Here is a 15,814-nt window from a genome sequence, read left to right as displayed (position 1 = left end):
AAAACTCACTCACCTCCGAGTTGGGTTTTGTTTTTGTGTATTATCATTCGATGGATTGAATAGTCATAAATGTGCTTTGCACAGGCACCCGAACAATAATTAGTTTTCATGGTACAATTAAATCTGAATATATCATAAAGTTAGAAAGTGTTAGATTCCTTGCCTTATAGTGTTTTGGAGCATGAGTGGGAAGAAAGAAATTTAGTAAGATGAACTGAAGTTGGGGAGTTATTATGACTAAAATTGGCCTAGTACGACATGGAATTACTGAGTGGAATATTCTTGGAAAGGCACAAGGTATCTCTAATGTTCCTTTGAATGAGGAGGGTATTCAGCAAGCAATCAAACTTGGAGACCGACTATCAAGTGAAGAATGGGATTTGATTATTTCAAGTGATTTATCAAGAGCTAAGAAAACCGCAATAATAATTGGTAGTAAGATGAATCTATCAGTGGGTTATTTAGATAAACGAATACGGGAAATAAACTGCGGTCAAATTGAAGGAACTACTGAAGAAGAAAGAGTGATTCTATGGGGAAGGAATTGGCGTGAATTAGATCTAGGTATGGAAGAATTTGAACTGGTAGCTAAAAGAGGAATTGAATTCGTTGAGGATATAGCAAATTTACATAAAGGAAAAAGAGTCTTAGTAGTGAGCCATGGTGCTTTAATCGGCCTAACTCTACAACATTTGATGCCTGAAAGATTTCCGACTACTTATATTGAAAATACTTCTATAACAGTACTTCAGAACAGCGAAGACGTTTGGGATTGCAAACTTTATAATTGCACTCATCACTTACAATAAAAATAGACTTGAAAGATTAAGAATGGTTGCCGACGTTCTGAAAAAATCCAATAAAAATAGTATTGCTTTTGCATTTAAAAAGTTTGGAGTGATTTGATATTGATTAAAGCAGCGATCTTCGACTTAGACGGAACGCTATTGAACCGAGATGAATCTGTGAAATTGTTTATCGACAATCAATACGGCAGGTTACATAGATTCGTAGGCCATATTCCAAGGGAGCAGTTTGCAGCAAGGTTCATCGAATTGGATAACCGTGGATATGTATGGAAAGATAAAGTTTATCAACAGCTAGTTGATGAATTTAAGGTTACGGATATAACGTGGGAGGAACTACTTCAAGATTATGTCGATGAATTCCAGAACAACTGCGTGCCTTTCCTTGGTCTTATCGAAATGTTGGAGGAGATAAAAAGAATGGATTTGAAGTTGGGGATCATCACGAACGGTAAAGGGCAGTTTCAAATGGACAACATAAGAGCGCTTGGCATTGAGCACTATTTTGATGTTATTTTAGTATCCGAATGGGAAGGCATAAAAAAACCTGATTCACAAATATTTGAAAGAGCATTGGAGCGGTTAAATGTTTCGCCTACTGAAAGCATATTTGTAGGGGATCATCCTGTAAATGATGTAGAAGCTGCTAAGAATGTTGGAATGATTGGGGTTTGGAAAAGGGATCTTCAATGGAATGCAGTGGAAGCCGATTTTATCGTTGATGATTTGGCAGAAGTGCCTTTGATTATAGAGAAGATAAGTGTCTCGTAAGAAAAAAAGGGGGTAATACAGTTGCGGCTAAAAGCAATGAGCAAGCCTACAATTATGATTTTAGGAACATTTCACATGGGTTCGACTTTAGATATGATAGAAATAGAGAAGGACAGTATGCTATCAGTACAAAGGCAGAAAGAGATCAAAGAGGTGGTCGACCGTTTAAAAGATTTCAAGCCTACGAAAATCGCTTTGGAAGTTGAGAAGAAACGGAATGGTACTCTCAATGAGGAGTTTACAGGCTTTTTAAAGGGTGACTATCACTTGATGGAAAACGAAATCGACCAGATTGAATACAGACTGGCAAAACAGATGGGGCATCAGGAAGTTTACGCGGTCGATTGGATGGAACAAGGTGCTCTTCAGAGAGAGAGCAGTGAAGTTGCTGAATGGGCGAAAGAGCATCAGCCCAAGTTGTATGAAGAATTATTTGGGCCGTTGTACCGACTTGAGTTAACAACCGTAGGAAAGAGTGTCAATGATCTACTCCTTTATTACAATCAGCCGGAAGTAGTCGAACAACTTCATCGCAGCTATGTGAATATGGCGCGCATTAAAGACACCAAGCAATATGTCGGCATGGACTGGCTGATTTGGTGGTATCAACGCAACCTCATCCTATTCTCGAATCTCTCGGATTTGGTCACTACTCCAGACGACCGCATCCTCTTCATCGTTGGCGGCTCCCATGTCAGGATTGTCGAGAACTTCGTCAAAGAGAGCGGGCTTTTCGAAACTGTGTCCGTGCAGTCATACTTACAGTAATCCAAAAAACGATCGCATCCTTTAATTGGACGCAATCGTTTGAGCATTTATGGAGTGAAACTCTTTCCAATCATGAATTTCATAAGTAGGCTGAGCCAAGCCATTATTCTCTTTTCGTTTCGGATTGTACCAGCATGTATCGATGCCGTAGTTATTGCCTCCGCGGATATCCGACGAAAGTGAGTCTCCTATCATCAGGACGCGTGATTTGTCTTTGATTTGCAGCTGCTTGAATACATGTTCGAAAATTTCAGGCTGTGGCTTTTGGTAACCGATCTCTTCGGATGTGAAGATTGCTTCAAACGTGTCGGCTAGACCGGAAGCGGCAATACGAGCCAATTGAACTTCTTTGAAGCCGTTCGTCAAAACCGCAATCCTGGCACCCTTCAGAGAACGAAGCATTGATGCCACTCCGTCGATCAAGTGGACTTCTTTCCCTAAATAATCAAGATACAATTGGCCGAACTGTTCTGCATCCATATCAAGACCATGTTCAAGGAACAACCGTCTGAACCGCTCCGTTTTCAGCTCCGCAAGCGTTATCCTACCTTGCTCCAAATCCTCCCAAAGCACCGTGCTGACTGCCCTGTACGTATCCCTGAAATCCGCCAATGCGTTCGGTAAACCGTGCGTAGTGAACACATTCGTAAACGCATGTTTTTCTGTCTCACCAAAATCCATCAACGTATCATCCAAATCGAATAAAAACACATCGTATCTCATTCTCACATCTCCTGACTGACGAAAGCTGTGTCTCTAGTATAACACTGGACTTAGGTGCCTGTGCAACAAACAATTCAGATTATGAACTACAATTGCATGAAGAAAAGGGTAAACCCACTCACGATGTAGTTTGGTTTTCGTCCCTCGGTATATTCATACGTTGGGTTGAATAGTCATAATTGCACCATGCACAGGCACCCAAACAATTCACCTAAACAATTAAACAATTATGCATATGGGGGCATTCTGACAAAAGATTGTGATATAATATATGAGGTTATTATTGAACAGAAAAGGTGTGTTCCTAGCTCGCGTCTTGTCTTGTTTTGACGCCTAAGAAGGAGCGTCTACATCCTTTCTGCAAAACTAGGGTATAAGGATGATAAAAATGAGCAACGGAGAAACAAAAACAGACGTCATCTTAATTGGCGCCGGAATCATGAGTGCAACTTTGGGAACAATGTTGAAGGAATTGGCACCGGACTGGAAAATTACAGTGTTTGAGAAGCTCCCGGGCGCAGGAGAGGAAAGCTCCAATGAATGGAACAATGCGGGGACTGGACATGCTGCACTGTGCGAGCTCAACTACACCAATGAAAAGCCAGACGGAACTTTAGATATTAGTAAAGCAATAAAGGTCAACGAACAGTTCCAGCTTTCTATGCAGTTTTGGTCTTATCTCGTGAATAATCAATTGATCAGTAATCCAGAAGACTTCATTATGCCATTGCCTCATATGAGCTATGTGCACGGGAAAGACAATGTTGAGTTTTTGAGAAAGCGTTTTGAAGCGCTTTCCAATAATCCGCTGTTCGAAGGGATGGAATTCTCCGATGACCCTGAGCAGTTGAAGGAATGGCTTCCGCTCATGATGAAAGACAGGACCGTGAATGAACCACTGGCAGCGACAAAGATTGATACTGGCACGGACGTTAACTTTGGCGCTTTGACACGCATGTTATTTAACCATTTAAAGAATAGTAATGTTGATATAAACTATAACCATAGTGTGAACCAATTGAAACGTACAGCCGATGGTCTGTGGGAACTGAAAGTGAAAAATCTCGATAGCGGAGCTGTTGAACGCCATACCGCGAAATTCGTCTTTATCGGTGCCGGAGGAGGAAGTTTACATCTCTTGCAAAAATCCGGTATTCCTGAAGGAAAGCATATTGGGGGATTCCCGGTAAGCGGTCTCTTCCTAGTGTGCAAAAATCCCGAGATTGTCGAGCAGCACCACGCGAAAGTTTACGGCAAAGCTTCGGTAGGTGCTCCGCCGATGTCTGTTCCGCATCTAGATACAAGATATATTGATAATCAAAAATCATTGTTGTTCGGACCGTTCGCCGGCTTCTCGCCGAAGTTCCTGAAAACGGGCTCCAATATGGATCTCATCACTTCCGTGAAACCGAGCAATGTCTTTACGATGTTGGCGGCAGGCGCGAAAGAAATGTCATTGACGAAATACTTGATACAGCAACTGATGCTATCGAAGGAACAGCGGATAGAGGAGTTGCGCGGCTTCATCCCGAGCGCGAAAAGCGAGGATTGGGATACCGTCGTAGCCGGTCAACGCGTCCAAGTCATCAAAGACACGGAGGCGGGCGGCAAAGGGACGCTTCAATTCGGTACGGAAGTCGTCAATGCTTCAGACGGCTCGATCGCTGCATTGCTCGGAGCCTCCCCAGGAGCTTCCACCGCCGTTCACGTCATGCTGGAAATTCTAAATAGATGTTTTCCACAACACATCAAAGAGTGGGAACCGAAAATCAAAGAAATGATTCCTTCTTATGGCTTGTCGCTCGTCAACAATCCGAATCTCCTTAAGGAAATCCATGCGACAACTGCGCAGGCGCTTGGTCTTGTGTACCAAACAGATGAACAGGAATCTTCAAATGAAGAAACAGAGTCATTGGTAGAAGAGTCTGTTGTTGTTGAAACCGGGGATACCGAGCAAGACCCAGCCCTGGGAGTAGACAGGGAAGTACCGAACGTAGATGATACGTTGGTTGTAGAAGAAGAGCCAAGTAAAAAAGAGTGAAATATGAAAAGCTGACTCGGCGGCATCGTGCCGAAGTCAGCTTTTTTGCATGTTCAGAATGTATAGCGGGCAACTTGTTCGTCGCTAATAATGAGCCCCTCAATTTCTTTGAACCCCATTTTTTCATAAATACGTTTTGCATGTTCATTCGCCGGCTCATAAGAAAGCGTGATTGTATGATGGTGATCTTCCTTTATCGCCTTAATGTCATCTATTACAAGTTGGATTGCTACTTTTCCATGCCCTTTTCCCTGATGTTTTTGATCAATCATCATACGGTAAATCCAATACTCGTGATCGTCTTCATCGATACCGTAAAGCGCAAATCCGATCATTTCCTCGCCAAGGTAAATTCCTTTAGCGTAAAAGTTTTCAAGGAAATTCAACTGGGCAAGCGACACCGTATTTGACGCTACGAAATTCACTTGATCTTCCCGAACGCGAAGTGATATGGCTTTCACCCAATTATCCTTCGTAATTGATTCTAAATGCAGCATGTTCATCTCCCCTTTGCTAAATTATAATCGATAATTTGGCGGCCTTGGAAGCCTAACTTTTTAGAACAGGAAACTTTTTCAATACCCAGGAGCAGTTTGGAATTACCAATAATAGTATATAATGATAATATGACAGCCTAGTCAGATTGGGTTATAATAGATAACGTCGCAATCACCCTTCAAATCGTGGAAAGGGGATTTTTTTATGATTACATTACATAATATCAGTAAAAGTTATTCGGGTTTTCAGGCTATTCAATCAGTCTCCTTATCAATAGAAAAAGGCGAAATTCATGGCATTATCGGGGCGAGCGGCGCCGGCAAATCGACGCTTCTACGACTGATAAATTTGTTAGAAAGTCCAGACGGCGGGGAAGTGTTGGTCAATCATCAGACGCTGACAAACTTGAACGGCAAACAACTCCGCGAGGCGAGAAAATCGATCGGGATGATATTTCAGCATTTTAATTTAGTGGCAAATAAAACAGTGTATGATAACGTCGCTGCATCGTTGGAGTTGGCTAAATTCCCTAGAAAAGGTCGCCGATCCCGAGTGGTGGAATGTCTTCAGTTTGTCGGATTGGAAAGTTATAAGGACAAGTACCCTGCCCAATTGAGCGGCGGGCAAAAGCAGCGTGTGGCAATCGCCAGGGCATTGGCGAACAATCCGCAAGTTTTGCTATGCGATGAACCGACATCCTCACTCGATCCGAATACGTCTGCAGAAATTCTAACTGTGTTGCAAAACATTAACAGGAGCTTCGGAGTGACGATCGTCATTGTCAGCCATGAGATGGAAGTGATCAAAAGCATCTGCAACCGTGTCACAGTCATGAATGAAGGACAAGTGTACGATACGGTTTCCATGCAGCCGAAAGGGATTGGAATGATGAACAATAGCCCCAAATTCTTTGTGGAACAGCTGACAAAGGACGGTGACGTGGGTCATGCCTGACGTCTTGCTTCAATACGAAGCGGAAATTTGGAGTTCAATAGGGGAGACCTTTATAATGGTCGGGGTTTCAATCGCTGCGGCCGTGTTAGTCGGGCTCCCTGTTGGCACATTGCTCTTTTTGTGCAGGAAAGGGCAAGTCTATGAGAACCCGGTTGTCTTTTCAGTATTGAATTTATTGGTGAATACCGTCCGTTCATTCCCGTTCCTATTATTGGTCGTCTTCCTCATCCCGTTCACAAGGATGCTCATCGGAACCGCCATCGGAACGACGGCCGCAACCGTGCCGTTATCGATAATCGCCATTGCGCATTATTCCCGTCTCGTTGAACAATCGTTACTCGACGTGCCGAAAGGGGTAATGGAGGCGGCAATCGCTATGGGGGCGTCGGTCAGGCAGGTCATCTTTAAATTCTTATACGTCGAGGCCCGCTCAGGACTCGTTTTAGGATTAACGACGTCGATCATCAGTTTCATATCGTATTCAACGATAATGGGTGTCGTCGGCGGCGGCGGCATTGGAGACTTTGCCATCCGGTACGGTTACCAGCAATTTAAAACGGATTTAATGATGTACATGATTATCATAATGGTCATACTGGTGCAGCTCATCCAATTTACGGGGACAACTGTATCAAGAGTGATAGATAAACGATAACAGGAGGAAACAACATGAAAAAGCTAATGATGCTGGCGACTATGCTAATTATTTTATTAGCAGGCTGCGGCAAGGATAAAGCAGCGGATACCCCTGCTAAAGTAGAAGAGAAAGATGAAACAGTGACGTTGAAAGTCGCTTCCTTGATCCCTCCAATGACGGAAATTCTTGAGCTAGTAAAACCGAAGCTTGCTGAGGAAGGAATCGAACTAGAAGTTGTTGTATTAGGTGATAATGTCCAGCCGAATAGCGCACTTGCAGCGAAAGAAGTGGATGCGAACTTCTTCCAGCACGTTCCGTATATGGAGGAATTCAACCGTAATAATAATGCAAACTTAGTTCCGATTACACCGATCTACTTTGCGAATTACGGTGTCTACTCCAAAGACTTCGCGTCAATTGATGAACTGCCGGAAGGTGCTGTCATCGCAATGGCGAACGACGTTTCAAACATCGACCGTTCGTTGTCATTGCTCGCACAGCATAAAGTCATTACATTAGGTGAAAAGAAAGACACGTATTATACAAAAGCGGATATTACCGACAATCCGAAAAACTACAAGTTCGAGGAAGTCGATTTGCTGATGCTTGCGCGTATGTATGACGATGCAGATGCAGTTGTTATGACACCGGCATATGCCGCGCCACTTGGATTGACACCGAAGAGCGATGCATTGCTAACAGAAGGAGTCGAAAATGACTTTGCAATCACGTTAATCGCACGTGAAGACAATAAAGACTGGGAGCCGATTCAAAAGTTGGCAGATGCAATGACAAGCCCTGAAGTACGTAAGTTTCTAGAAGAGAACTACGACGAAACCGCAATTCCGGCGTTTGAATAAAGTGAGAAGAGCCATTCCGGGTTGTATTTACAACTTGGAATGGCTCTTTCATTTGCCGCGTAAAAGATATCGATCATTTCGGGACAGATATCGATCAATTCACGGGATATATCGATCACCATACGACTGATATCGTTCATTTCCCGAAAGTTATCGATCATTTCCCAAGATATATTGTCATTTCAGGACTTCCGACTCACCTGGTTTGCCTAAAAAAGCCATGCCCAATTCAATTGAGGCATGGCTCTTTTCATTCATCGTTTCAGTTTGTCCTCTTCGACAATATCAGTTGGTTCTTGTTGCAAATAATACGCGCCCTTTGTCAGTATCGCGATGATGACCGTCAAAATAGCGGCGAGCACCGCAGCGAAAAACGCAGCTGTCGATTGGAGGAATAATCCCATATAGCCAAGTGCGGCAACTGTGCCGATTACACTTGAAACGAGGAGGGAAACAACGCCGACCGGATTCCACTTATACAAATACTCTTGTGTGGCAACATAATAATTCGGTCCAATTTTCAACCATTTTTTTACGACTAGCGCATCCGTCACCAAGATGGACGCCCATGAGAACAGGAAGACTCCTTGGAATGTCATGACCGTAGCAAGATGGTCTACAATGCCGCCGAGCATTAGAGCAATCGCCGTCAATGCGGAGACAACGACCCAAAATCGTCGGCCGGGGGTGAAACGGAAGATGTTTTCAAAGAAGTTTGATAAGGAGAGTGAACTACTATAAATATTTGTGACATTAATACGCAATTGCGTCAACATGGTAAATAACGCGCCACCGATTCCGAGCAGCAGTACAATATAAACGCCTGGATCCGACTCCAAATAACGGACACCGAACCAGATGCCTAATCCTCCCATAACGCCATAACAAAAAATTTGAGGAATGAACCCGATTGCTAAAGATCCAATTTTGATATCTTTAGGGCGTAAAAAGCGGGCATAATCTGAAGCGAGAAGAGCGGTCAAGCCCATAATCCCATTATGCATACCGATGCAGAACAGCAGCGCGGTTCCGCCAAGCTGGACTCCTTCTGGCATGTAAGAGAAAACAGGACCCGTATAAATAGCAGGTTTGATAAAAGAAATGACAATCGCAGTGATCAAAAAGAGGATGAAAATTGGTAATGACCATTTTTGCAGCTTGTCCAGTTGTTGAATTCCAAACCAATTAAGAGGAATAACAATGAGTCCAAATACGAGGATTAAAACCCATTTCGGAAAGGAGGGTAGAAAATGATGTACGGCTGATATTAGAATCAGGCCTTCAAAAGCACAATACATAATAAAATTCGATGCGTAGATGAGTGATGTCAAAGATGCTCCAATATAGCCGAAGCCGCCGCCCCTCGATAGGAGGTTCACATTCATGCCGGTTTTCGCAGATAAGTACACAATGACTGTACCGAGTATACCCGCCACGATAATTGCGTAGCCTGCGGATAAAAGGGCATTGGGTGCTCCGAATTGAAGTGCCATCACACTTCCCATTTGGAAGTAAAAAATCGCTGTAGCGATACCGAACGTAATGTTCGTTATGCTAAGCCAGCTAGCTTTTCGTTCCTCGCGAGGTACACGGTCTAAAGAATAATCCCGAACGACCTCTTCTCCTGTGTCTTGTTGCAGTGTAGTAGTTTGTTCTGTTGTCATAAATTCCAGCTCCTTATTGTGAATCGCTCACTCCTTCAGCCCTTAGGCATATTTTTAATCAAACTTCTTTTATTAATGCTCACCCCTCCATTTTATCAAAAAGTAATAGAATAACCAAGTGTTTCGTTAGACGAACGGGTCTTTGTTAATGTGAAAATTCCCATCTAAAAACAATCTTTGTTTTGCTAAAAAACCACAAAAAACAATAATAATTATTTATATGAACGTATGATGAAGAAGACCATCGATCCGAAAATAATGACAAGGAAAATAGGCAAAAAGGCGATGCTAAGTGAGTCAACACTTCCTAAAGCCACTTGCTCGGTTTTGTACGTGAGAAACACAAAAAGCAGGACACATTCATTCTTTAGGACATTCATCAACAAGCGTGAATTCCTATATTGGAATTTGATATTACTTTCATTCAACTTCCTGTAATTATGCCATTCGGGATGTTTCTCAAGAAATGTCATAATAACAGCTAAAAAGGCAGCAATGCCGGGCAGCAGGATCAGCTCCCATTTCGATCCCCAGCGATTCACCTCACCCAATGCGTTGTAATGGGCAGGAACTTGGTCAGGAAGATTGCTCATGATGCCAGCTAAATAGAGGAGGGACGTTATAGTATCCAAGAATTTTTCGGACAAGGTTTTCGGAATGTCCAAAATAGGCTTCTTGTTCAATTTCCACACTCCTTTTACCTTTCATTTACGGTTGCTCTGCCCAGAAGTTTCATCGTTTGGATTTAATCATAAGGAAAAATTGGTTTTATTTGGAAGCACCTCGCACGTATGAAAATCCTCATTTAGCAAAAGCTAATTATAATTGTTTATAGAGGAGGAATATGTATGGGAGCGCTTCGACGTATTGCATTGGCATTGGTTATCATAGGAGCATTGAATTGGGGATTGATCGCTTTTTTCCAATTTGACTTGGTTGCGTCATTATTTGGCGGACAGGATGCATTTATGTCAAGGGTGGTTTATGCCCTTGTAGCAATTAGCGGATTGATTTGTTTAGGTCTTTTATTTAAACCGGATGAGAATAAGGAAGTCGTTGAGACTCGGAGCCGCACTTCCACCCCGGCCTATACTGAGTTCGGAGAAGAACCGGACTTCACGAAGGAACGAAAGTTATCTGATAAAGACGAACAATAACAAGAGTGACAGCTAACCCACGAATGTGGGCTGCTGTCACTCTTCTTTTTCTTCCTCAATAATTTCCTCGATTTTCTCCATTTGTTCCTGAACTTCTTCCTCCACGTCAGTTGTGGCGGGAATGATAGGCTCGGTGTTGTAATCAGTCCGTTTTCCATAACGGAGCAATTCGTATAAAACCATGCCATTGTTCGGTTTTCCATTCACAGTGAACATTGGGACAATATCCAACAGTACATAATAAAATATATAAAAAATGAAGCGTTCCCAAAAGGTTCGAAAGTCTTCCAAGAAACCATTCGCCAGCAAAGTATTGATGGCAAAAGCCACCGCAAGATTAATGAGGATAGGCCCGGCGTAAATGCATATATATGCGAACTTTCCATCCCTTTTCAAGGAATCAAAAGAAAACCAACTATATAAGTGATAATATCTTCGAATGTCAAAAATGCCGATTTTTTTAAAACGAGGTCCCGATCCGATCGTTAGTCTTGGATTCTTGACGCCGAAAATGGCACTTATGATAAAATATCCGGATTCCCTAATGAACGTGACGACTGGCAGAATGATGAAGACGGAGATGATCAACGAAATTAAATCTGAAAATCCAAACATAGCAGCCCCTTCTCTTCAAACAAACAAATATTTTGTCACCTCTACTCAACCTACCCAAAGGAAGGGGAGTTGAATCTTTGCCTGACGAGCAGGAATCTGTATATGCTCCGGCGAAACTTCTTATAAGCGGATGCAGAGAAGGAGAATATACAAGTGAATTTATTTAATCGGGTTGAGAAGGAAAATGAATATTGGCTTGTTGATCAAGTGAAGGTGGACGGGGTTTCCAAGCAGAAATATGAGGAAGCATTTGATCGATTGCTAGGTGAATGGAAGGAAGAACAGGTCGGTTATTTATCGTTGTTGATGGATACTGTGCATGAAAAGAAACTATTGGAACAAGGTTTCCGCAAAATCTCAACGATTGTGGAATATACACGGAAGTTAAATGAAACCTTTTCGTCAGCCCCGGGTATAACTGTCGAACCGTTAAGCGACGGAGGAATGGTGGATTCGGATTTTGCGGAGCTATACGAGCGTTGCCGCAGTGGATCTGCAAATAAAAATAAACTGTTCACAATCGAGCAGGTGATGGAATCACTCGAAAATGAACTTGGACCTGAATGGAGGGCATCTTGCTTTATCTTCCGGAAATCCGGCGAGCCGGTTGGTTTAAGCATCCCCATTATCGAGCAAGGAACTGTCGATGAGGGGCGTCTGTTTTATTTTGGGATTGTGCCGGAATGGAGAGGGAAAGGGTATGGAACCGTGTTTCACCGGCTTTCGCTCAATTTGCTGAAGGGAATCGGTGCTGCGACTTATGTCGGGAGCACGGATGAAGTGAATCATCATATGATTGGCATTTTTGAGCGGAATGGCTGCCGTTTGCGCGACAGGAAAGGGATTTATCGGATTGATAGGTGAAGAGCTCTCGTACTTGTACTTGCAGCGCTTGCTTGAGATTCTATTAAAGTGTTCGCGATGGCAAATCTCCAAAGGTCAATTTCAGTTAGTGGATGAACATTTAATCGCCTCCTTTGAAAATTGAATGTACTACCCTATCCAACTAGCTGAGAGTCTATTTTGAAGGGTATTGCCGATGGGAGTGAAGAACTTAACTAGTGATTAAGTCCTGAAATGACGATAAAATTGTGAAAATGACCGATAACGCGCTGTAGATGACCGATAACTTTGTGACATTGACCGATAACTTCCCGCAATTGATCGATAACTCTTGAGAAATGATCGATAAAAAACTGCCCGTCATGTTTACACGACCGACAGTAGGGCTACTATTTATAATTCTACTTCAATGTCTTCAAAATAAATTTTCTTCGAACCTTCAAGCGTGCTCACGGTCGCAAACGGGTGAAATATAAGTTTAGTCGCCTGCGGATCAATGTTGTGGATGGTTGCGCTCCATTGGAGATCCTCGCGAGTTCTGGCGCCACCTTCAGTAAACCCGCCGTTATAAGGAACTTCGTATTCATTCCCCAGATCATCTGTGGCTTTCAGCTCCGCCTCGACTGCCGTCCAGTCATCCAGCAATGTAGGGTCAACCAATTGCTGATAGTAAATATTGAAGGTTAACGGTGTCTTTCTCACTTCCTTGAATTGGATGGCAACACCATCTTTTTCAACTAGCTCATTCAAAGTCAGCACTTCGGGTTCGATTAAAGGCAGAGAGAAGTTTAACTTCCAGTCGCCTTTCACCTCTTTTTTATCACCAAGCAACACTTTCGGCTCCCAGTTGATATCCACCTCATCGGGTGTTTTCTCAAAATGGGGAGTGATGGTCATAATGCCTGCGTAGCCTAATCCTTTCACTCTCTCAAAGGAGGCGCCGGCATTTCCAGCAGACTCGCCCTCAACGGAAGGCCAGCCGTCAAAAAATAAGGTTGAGCCATAATTTTTATTTGTTTGTACCGTCACTGCCAAAGTGATTGTCGTCCCATCGAAGACTCCTTGGTCGATATTGATTAAAACATCTTTATCTTTCGCAGTCCGGCCGACGTCAGTCGCAAGCTGTCCGAACTCCTTATAGGCAGGTTTACTAGTTGAACCGAAATAGTCGAACACATTCCCGATGACCGGCAGCTGGCTTATCATATTCGCCATCGCTGGATTCAACAGTACCGTCCCGCCTAAAATACTAATTGCCAATGTGGCGGCGAGTACATATCCAGCACGCTTTTTGACAGTCCTTTTACGGGATTGAGCATTTGATTTAAATGAATTCTCAATGATCGAATCCAGCTTCTCACTCGGTACAGGAATGGCCTCCATCGTGTCTTTAATAATTTTCGTTTCGTCTTTCATCCATATAAACTCCCTTCAATTTTGTTTTCAACAGGGCGAGACCCCTATGTAAGTTCGTTTTAACAGTGCCCTCAGGACACCCAAGTATATCCGCAATCTGATTGACCGTGAAATCATGAAAAAAGCGCAAGACGAGAACAGATTTGTACTTGTCATCCAATTCATAAAGGACATTGGTCAAATCCAGTCTTTCTTCAATGGAGCCGCTAATCTGAATAACGTCAGGAATTGAATAGCTCTCCATTGTAACGATTTTTTTGTTTTTACGAATCTCCTTCAACGAGACATTGATGCAAATCCGCGTCACCCACGTGCTGAAATATTCCGGATTCCTTAGTTGATGTATTGATTCAATGACTTCCAATACGGTTTGCTGAAATACTTCCAGGGCATCATGTTCATTTTTCATGTAAATGAATGCCATTTTATAAAGCTTATCTTTCTCTTCTTTCAGAAGCAGCTGCAATGCGTTCTGATCACCTTTAATTGCTTTCTTCACCAGTCTTTCCTTTTTCGGCATGGAATCACCACCTTCTATAGATTAGGTGAACGGGATGGATGAAACGTTTCAAGTATTTTAAGAGTGAAAAAGAACAGCCACTAAACCCGAACTAGAAACCAAGTGATTCTTAAGTCCCGAAATGACGATAACTCAATGTATTTGACCGATAACTTTCAAGAAGTGACCGATAACTCTCCGCAACTGACCGATAACTAGTTGAAATTGACCGATATCCACCGGGAAATGACCGATATCCAAAAAAACGGCCCGGGCAATGAACGAACAACTCCAAAACGACAAGAAAAAGCCCTCAGTCAATGACCAAGGGCACAATCTTATTTCGTATAGTTATCAAAATATCCTTGAATGAACACAATCGGGGTACCTTTATCACCGCTGCCTGAAGTGAGGTCGGACAGTGAGCCGATGAGGTCAGTCAGTTTCCGTGGTGTCGTCCCTTGGGATTCCATGGAACCGACGAGATCCTCTTCTTTGTTCTCGATGAATTCATTGATCGCCTTTTTCAACTCTTCGCCTCGTAGATCAGCGAAGTTGTTGTCTGCAAGGTATTTCAATTTGATTTCGTTCGGCGTACCTGCGAGGCCAGCTGTATAGGCAGGTGACACGACAGGGTCTGCGAGCTCCCAGATTTTGCCGACTGGGTCTTTGAAGGCACCGTCGCCGTAAACCATGACTTCAACTAGCTTGCCGGTCTTTTCTTGCAATGAAGCTTGAATCGTGTCGACGACCGGCTGGCAATTGCGTGGGAACAGCTTTACGCTGTCTTCCGTCGCCTTATTGGAGCCTAGAAGTCCGTACGCTTCATTAAATCCACTGCCATCGACCGATTCGGCTAGGATATTATCAAGGCTGTAGATCTTTTCGCCGCCATTCGCTTTCAAGATGCGTTTTGTTCTCTCACGAGTATGGATATCGCAAGTGAGCACGTCTTTTGTGTAATCAAGAATCGTCTTCGCGTTGTTCGAGAAGATGACTTCGCATTCAACGCCGTATTCTTCAACGATTGATTTATAATACTCGATGTAATCGATACCAGTGAATGTATGTTTATTGTATCCGAAATGATTGCGGAATTCTTGTTCATTCAGCACGTCCGTCCATGGGTTGACGCCTTTTTCGTCGAGCATATCAATATCGACAAGGTGATTGCCGACTTCATCGGATGGATAGCTGAGCATCAAAACGATTTTCTTCGCAGCACCTTTCGCGATTCCGCGGAGACAGATTGCAAACCGGTTGCGGCTAAGAATCGGAAAAATGACGCCGATTGTGCTGTCGCCGAATTTTGCTTGAACGTCTTTCGCAATATGATCGACTGTCGCGTAATTGTCTTGAGCGCGAGCTACGATGGATTCCGTGATTGTGACGATATCTCTGTCATTGATGGCAAATCCTTCGACTTCCGCCGCTTTCAACACGCTATCCACGACGATTTCTTCAATATTGTCCCCTTTATTGATAATCGGGCAACGAAGACCTCTGACAACCGTTCCAACTACTCTTTCCAATGTTATCGCTCCTTATCGGTATAACTTAAC

General features: G+C 43.2%; 17 protein-coding genes. 9 read left to right on the top strand and 8 right to left on the bottom strand.

Translation table 11 applies throughout. From position 1 onward, the window contains the following. The first annotated feature begins 233 nt into the window (after positions 1-233). From M3152_RS13650 to M3152_RS13640, 3 genes are all read left to right on the top strand, one after another. On the top strand, positions 234-809 hold the full coding sequence (locus M3152_RS13650) for a histidine phosphatase family protein (RefSeq protein WP_251695778.1): 576 nt from the start codon (positions 234-236) through the stop codon (positions 807-809). Between the two features lie 99 nt (positions 810-908). Then, entirely contained in the window at positions 909-1,577 is a 669-nt protein-coding gene (locus tag M3152_RS13645; protein WP_251695776.1) for an HAD family hydrolase, read from the top strand. A gap of 21 nt (positions 1,578-1,598) precedes the next feature. Beyond that, a complete protein-coding gene (locus M3152_RS13640; protein ID WP_251695774.1) occupies positions 1,599-2,345 on the top strand; it encodes a DUF5694 domain-containing protein in 747 nt (248 codons plus the stop codon). Between the two features lie 21 nt (positions 2,346-2,366). On the opposite strand, the gene M3152_RS13635 is transcribed toward M3152_RS13640, so the two are convergent. Then, the gene (locus tag M3152_RS13635) at positions 2,367-3,068 is read right to left on the bottom strand and encodes a YjjG family noncanonical pyrimidine nucleotidase (protein ID WP_251695771.1); all 702 of its coding nucleotides are present in this window, start codon (positions 3,066-3,068) and stop codon (positions 2,367-2,369) included. A gap of 388 nt (positions 3,069-3,456) precedes the next feature. Here M3152_RS13635 and M3152_RS13630 point away from each other — a divergent pair, with 388 nt between their 5' ends. After that, positions 3,457-5,109, top strand: coding sequence for a malate:quinone oxidoreductase (locus tag M3152_RS13630; RefSeq protein WP_251695770.1), 1,653 nt, complete (start codon positions 3,457-3,459; stop codon positions 5,107-5,109). A 53-nt stretch (positions 5,110-5,162) separates the two neighbouring features. On the opposite strand, the gene M3152_RS13625 is transcribed toward M3152_RS13630, so the two are convergent. Next, entirely contained in the window at positions 5,163-5,612 is a 450-nt protein-coding gene (locus M3152_RS13625; protein WP_251695768.1) for a GNAT family N-acetyltransferase, read from the bottom strand. 199 nt (positions 5,613-5,811) lie between these two features. Here M3152_RS13625 and M3152_RS13620 point away from each other — a divergent pair, with 199 nt between their 5' ends. From M3152_RS13620 to M3152_RS13610, 3 genes are read left to right on the top strand one after another with little or no spacing between them, the layout of a single operon-like run. Further along, positions 5,812-6,561, top strand: a complete 750-nt coding sequence (locus tag M3152_RS13620; RefSeq protein WP_251695766.1) for a methionine ABC transporter ATP-binding protein — start codon at positions 5,812-5,814, stop codon at positions 6,559-6,561. Continuing rightward, positions 6,554-7,216 (top strand): methionine ABC transporter permease, encoded by a 663-nt coding sequence (locus M3152_RS13615; RefSeq protein WP_251695764.1) that lies wholly within the window; start codon positions 6,554-6,556, stop codon positions 7,214-7,216. Before M3152_RS13620 ends, M3152_RS13615 begins: the two co-directional genes overlap by 8 nt. Before the next feature lie 14 nt (positions 7,217-7,230). Next, on the top strand, positions 7,231-8,058 hold the full coding sequence (locus tag M3152_RS13610; protein WP_251695762.1) for a MetQ/NlpA family ABC transporter substrate-binding protein: 828 nt from the start codon (positions 7,231-7,233) through the stop codon (positions 8,056-8,058). A 254-nt stretch (positions 8,059-8,312) separates the two neighbouring features. Here M3152_RS13610 and M3152_RS13605 read toward each other — a convergent pair whose 3' ends face one another. Then, a complete protein-coding gene (locus M3152_RS13605; RefSeq protein WP_251695760.1) occupies positions 8,313-9,722 on the bottom strand; it encodes a purine-cytosine permease family protein in 1,410 nt (469 codons plus the stop codon). 212 nt (positions 9,723-9,934) lie between these two features. Further along, complete coding sequence (locus tag M3152_RS13600; protein ID WP_251695758.1) at positions 9,935-10,414, bottom strand: DUF1648 domain-containing protein; 480 nt, start codon at positions 10,412-10,414, stop codon at positions 9,935-9,937. Between the two features lie 156 nt (positions 10,415-10,570). Here M3152_RS13600 and M3152_RS13595 point away from each other — a divergent pair, with 156 nt between their 5' ends. Next, on the top strand, positions 10,571-10,879 hold the full coding sequence (locus M3152_RS13595) for a DUF378 domain-containing protein (RefSeq protein ID WP_251695756.1): 309 nt from the start codon (positions 10,571-10,573) through the stop codon (positions 10,877-10,879). 36 nt (positions 10,880-10,915) lie between these two features. Here the strand turns inward: M3152_RS13595 and M3152_RS13590 are convergent, their stop codons facing one another. Next, a complete protein-coding gene (locus M3152_RS13590) occupies positions 10,916-11,494 on the bottom strand; it encodes a hypothetical protein (protein WP_251695754.1) in 579 nt (192 codons plus the stop codon). Positions 11,495-11,647: 153 nt separating this feature from the next. Between M3152_RS13590 and M3152_RS13585 the strand changes: the two genes are divergently transcribed. Further along, entirely contained in the window at positions 11,648-12,358 is a 711-nt protein-coding gene (locus M3152_RS13585; protein WP_251695752.1) for a GNAT family N-acetyltransferase, read from the top strand. Positions 12,359-12,730: 372 nt separating this feature from the next. On the opposite strand, the gene M3152_RS13580 is transcribed toward M3152_RS13585, so the two are convergent. The 3 genes from M3152_RS13580 to M3152_RS13570 form a co-directional block, all read right to left on the bottom strand. Further along, positions 12,731-13,753, bottom strand: coding sequence for a DUF4179 domain-containing protein (locus M3152_RS13580; RefSeq protein WP_251695750.1), 1,023 nt, complete (start codon positions 13,751-13,753; stop codon positions 12,731-12,733). After that, positions 13,728-14,273 (bottom strand): sigma-70 family RNA polymerase sigma factor, encoded by a 546-nt coding sequence (locus tag M3152_RS13575; RefSeq protein WP_251695748.1) that lies wholly within the window; start codon positions 14,271-14,273, stop codon positions 13,728-13,730. Before M3152_RS13575 ends, M3152_RS13580 begins: the two co-directional genes overlap by 26 nt. Positions 14,274-14,590: 317 nt before the next feature. Further along, on the bottom strand, positions 14,591-15,784 hold the full coding sequence (locus M3152_RS13570) for a coenzyme F420-0:L-glutamate ligase (protein ID WP_251695746.1): 1,194 nt from the start codon (positions 15,782-15,784) through the stop codon (positions 14,591-14,593). Positions 15,785-15,814 lie beyond the last annotated feature (30 nt).

The organism is Sporosarcina luteola, from assembly GCF_023715245.1.
GTDB lineage: Bacteria > Bacillota > Bacilli > Bacillales_A > Planococcaceae > Sporosarcina > Sporosarcina luteola_C.
The sequence above is the reverse complement of the archived record's forward strand: the minus strand, read 5'-3'. Positions and strand labels throughout refer to the sequence as shown.

Coding starts and splice junctions, on each gene's coding strand:
- M3152_RS13575 (WP_251695748.1), bottom strand. CDS start 14,273: ATGCCGAAAAAGGAAAGACTGGTGAAGAAAGCAATTAAAGGTGATCAG.
- M3152_RS13635 (WP_251695771.1), bottom strand. CDS start 3,068: ATGAGATACGATGTGTTTTTATTCGATTTGGATGATACGTTGATGGAT.
- M3152_RS13625 (WP_251695768.1), bottom strand. CDS start 5,612: ATGAACATGCTGCATTTAGAATCAATTACGAAGGATAATTGGGTGAAA.
- M3152_RS13590 (WP_251695754.1), bottom strand. CDS start 11,494: ATGTTTGGATTTTCAGATTTAATTTCGTTGATCATCTCCGTCTTCATC.
- M3152_RS13610 (WP_251695762.1), top strand. CDS start 7,231: ATGAAAAAGCTAATGATGCTGGCGACTATGCTAATTATTTTATTAGCA.
- M3152_RS13630 (WP_251695770.1), top strand. CDS start 3,457: ATGAGCAACGGAGAAACAAAAACAGACGTCATCTTAATTGGCGCCGGA.
- M3152_RS13615 (WP_251695764.1), top strand. CDS start 6,554: ATGCCTGACGTCTTGCTTCAATACGAAGCGGAAATTTGGAGTTCAATA.
- M3152_RS13605 (WP_251695760.1), bottom strand. CDS start 9,722: ATGACAACAGAACAAACTACTACACTGCAACAAGACACAGGAGAAGAG.
- M3152_RS13595 (WP_251695756.1), top strand. CDS start 10,571: ATGGGAGCGCTTCGACGTATTGCATTGGCATTGGTTATCATAGGAGCA.
- M3152_RS13580 (WP_251695750.1), bottom strand. CDS start 13,753: ATGAAAGACGAAACGAAAATTATTAAAGACACGATGGAGGCCATTCCT.
- M3152_RS13620 (WP_251695766.1), top strand. CDS start 5,812: ATGATTACATTACATAATATCAGTAAAAGTTATTCGGGTTTTCAGGCT.
- M3152_RS13650 (WP_251695778.1), top strand. CDS start 234: ATGACTAAAATTGGCCTAGTACGACATGGAATTACTGAGTGGAATATT.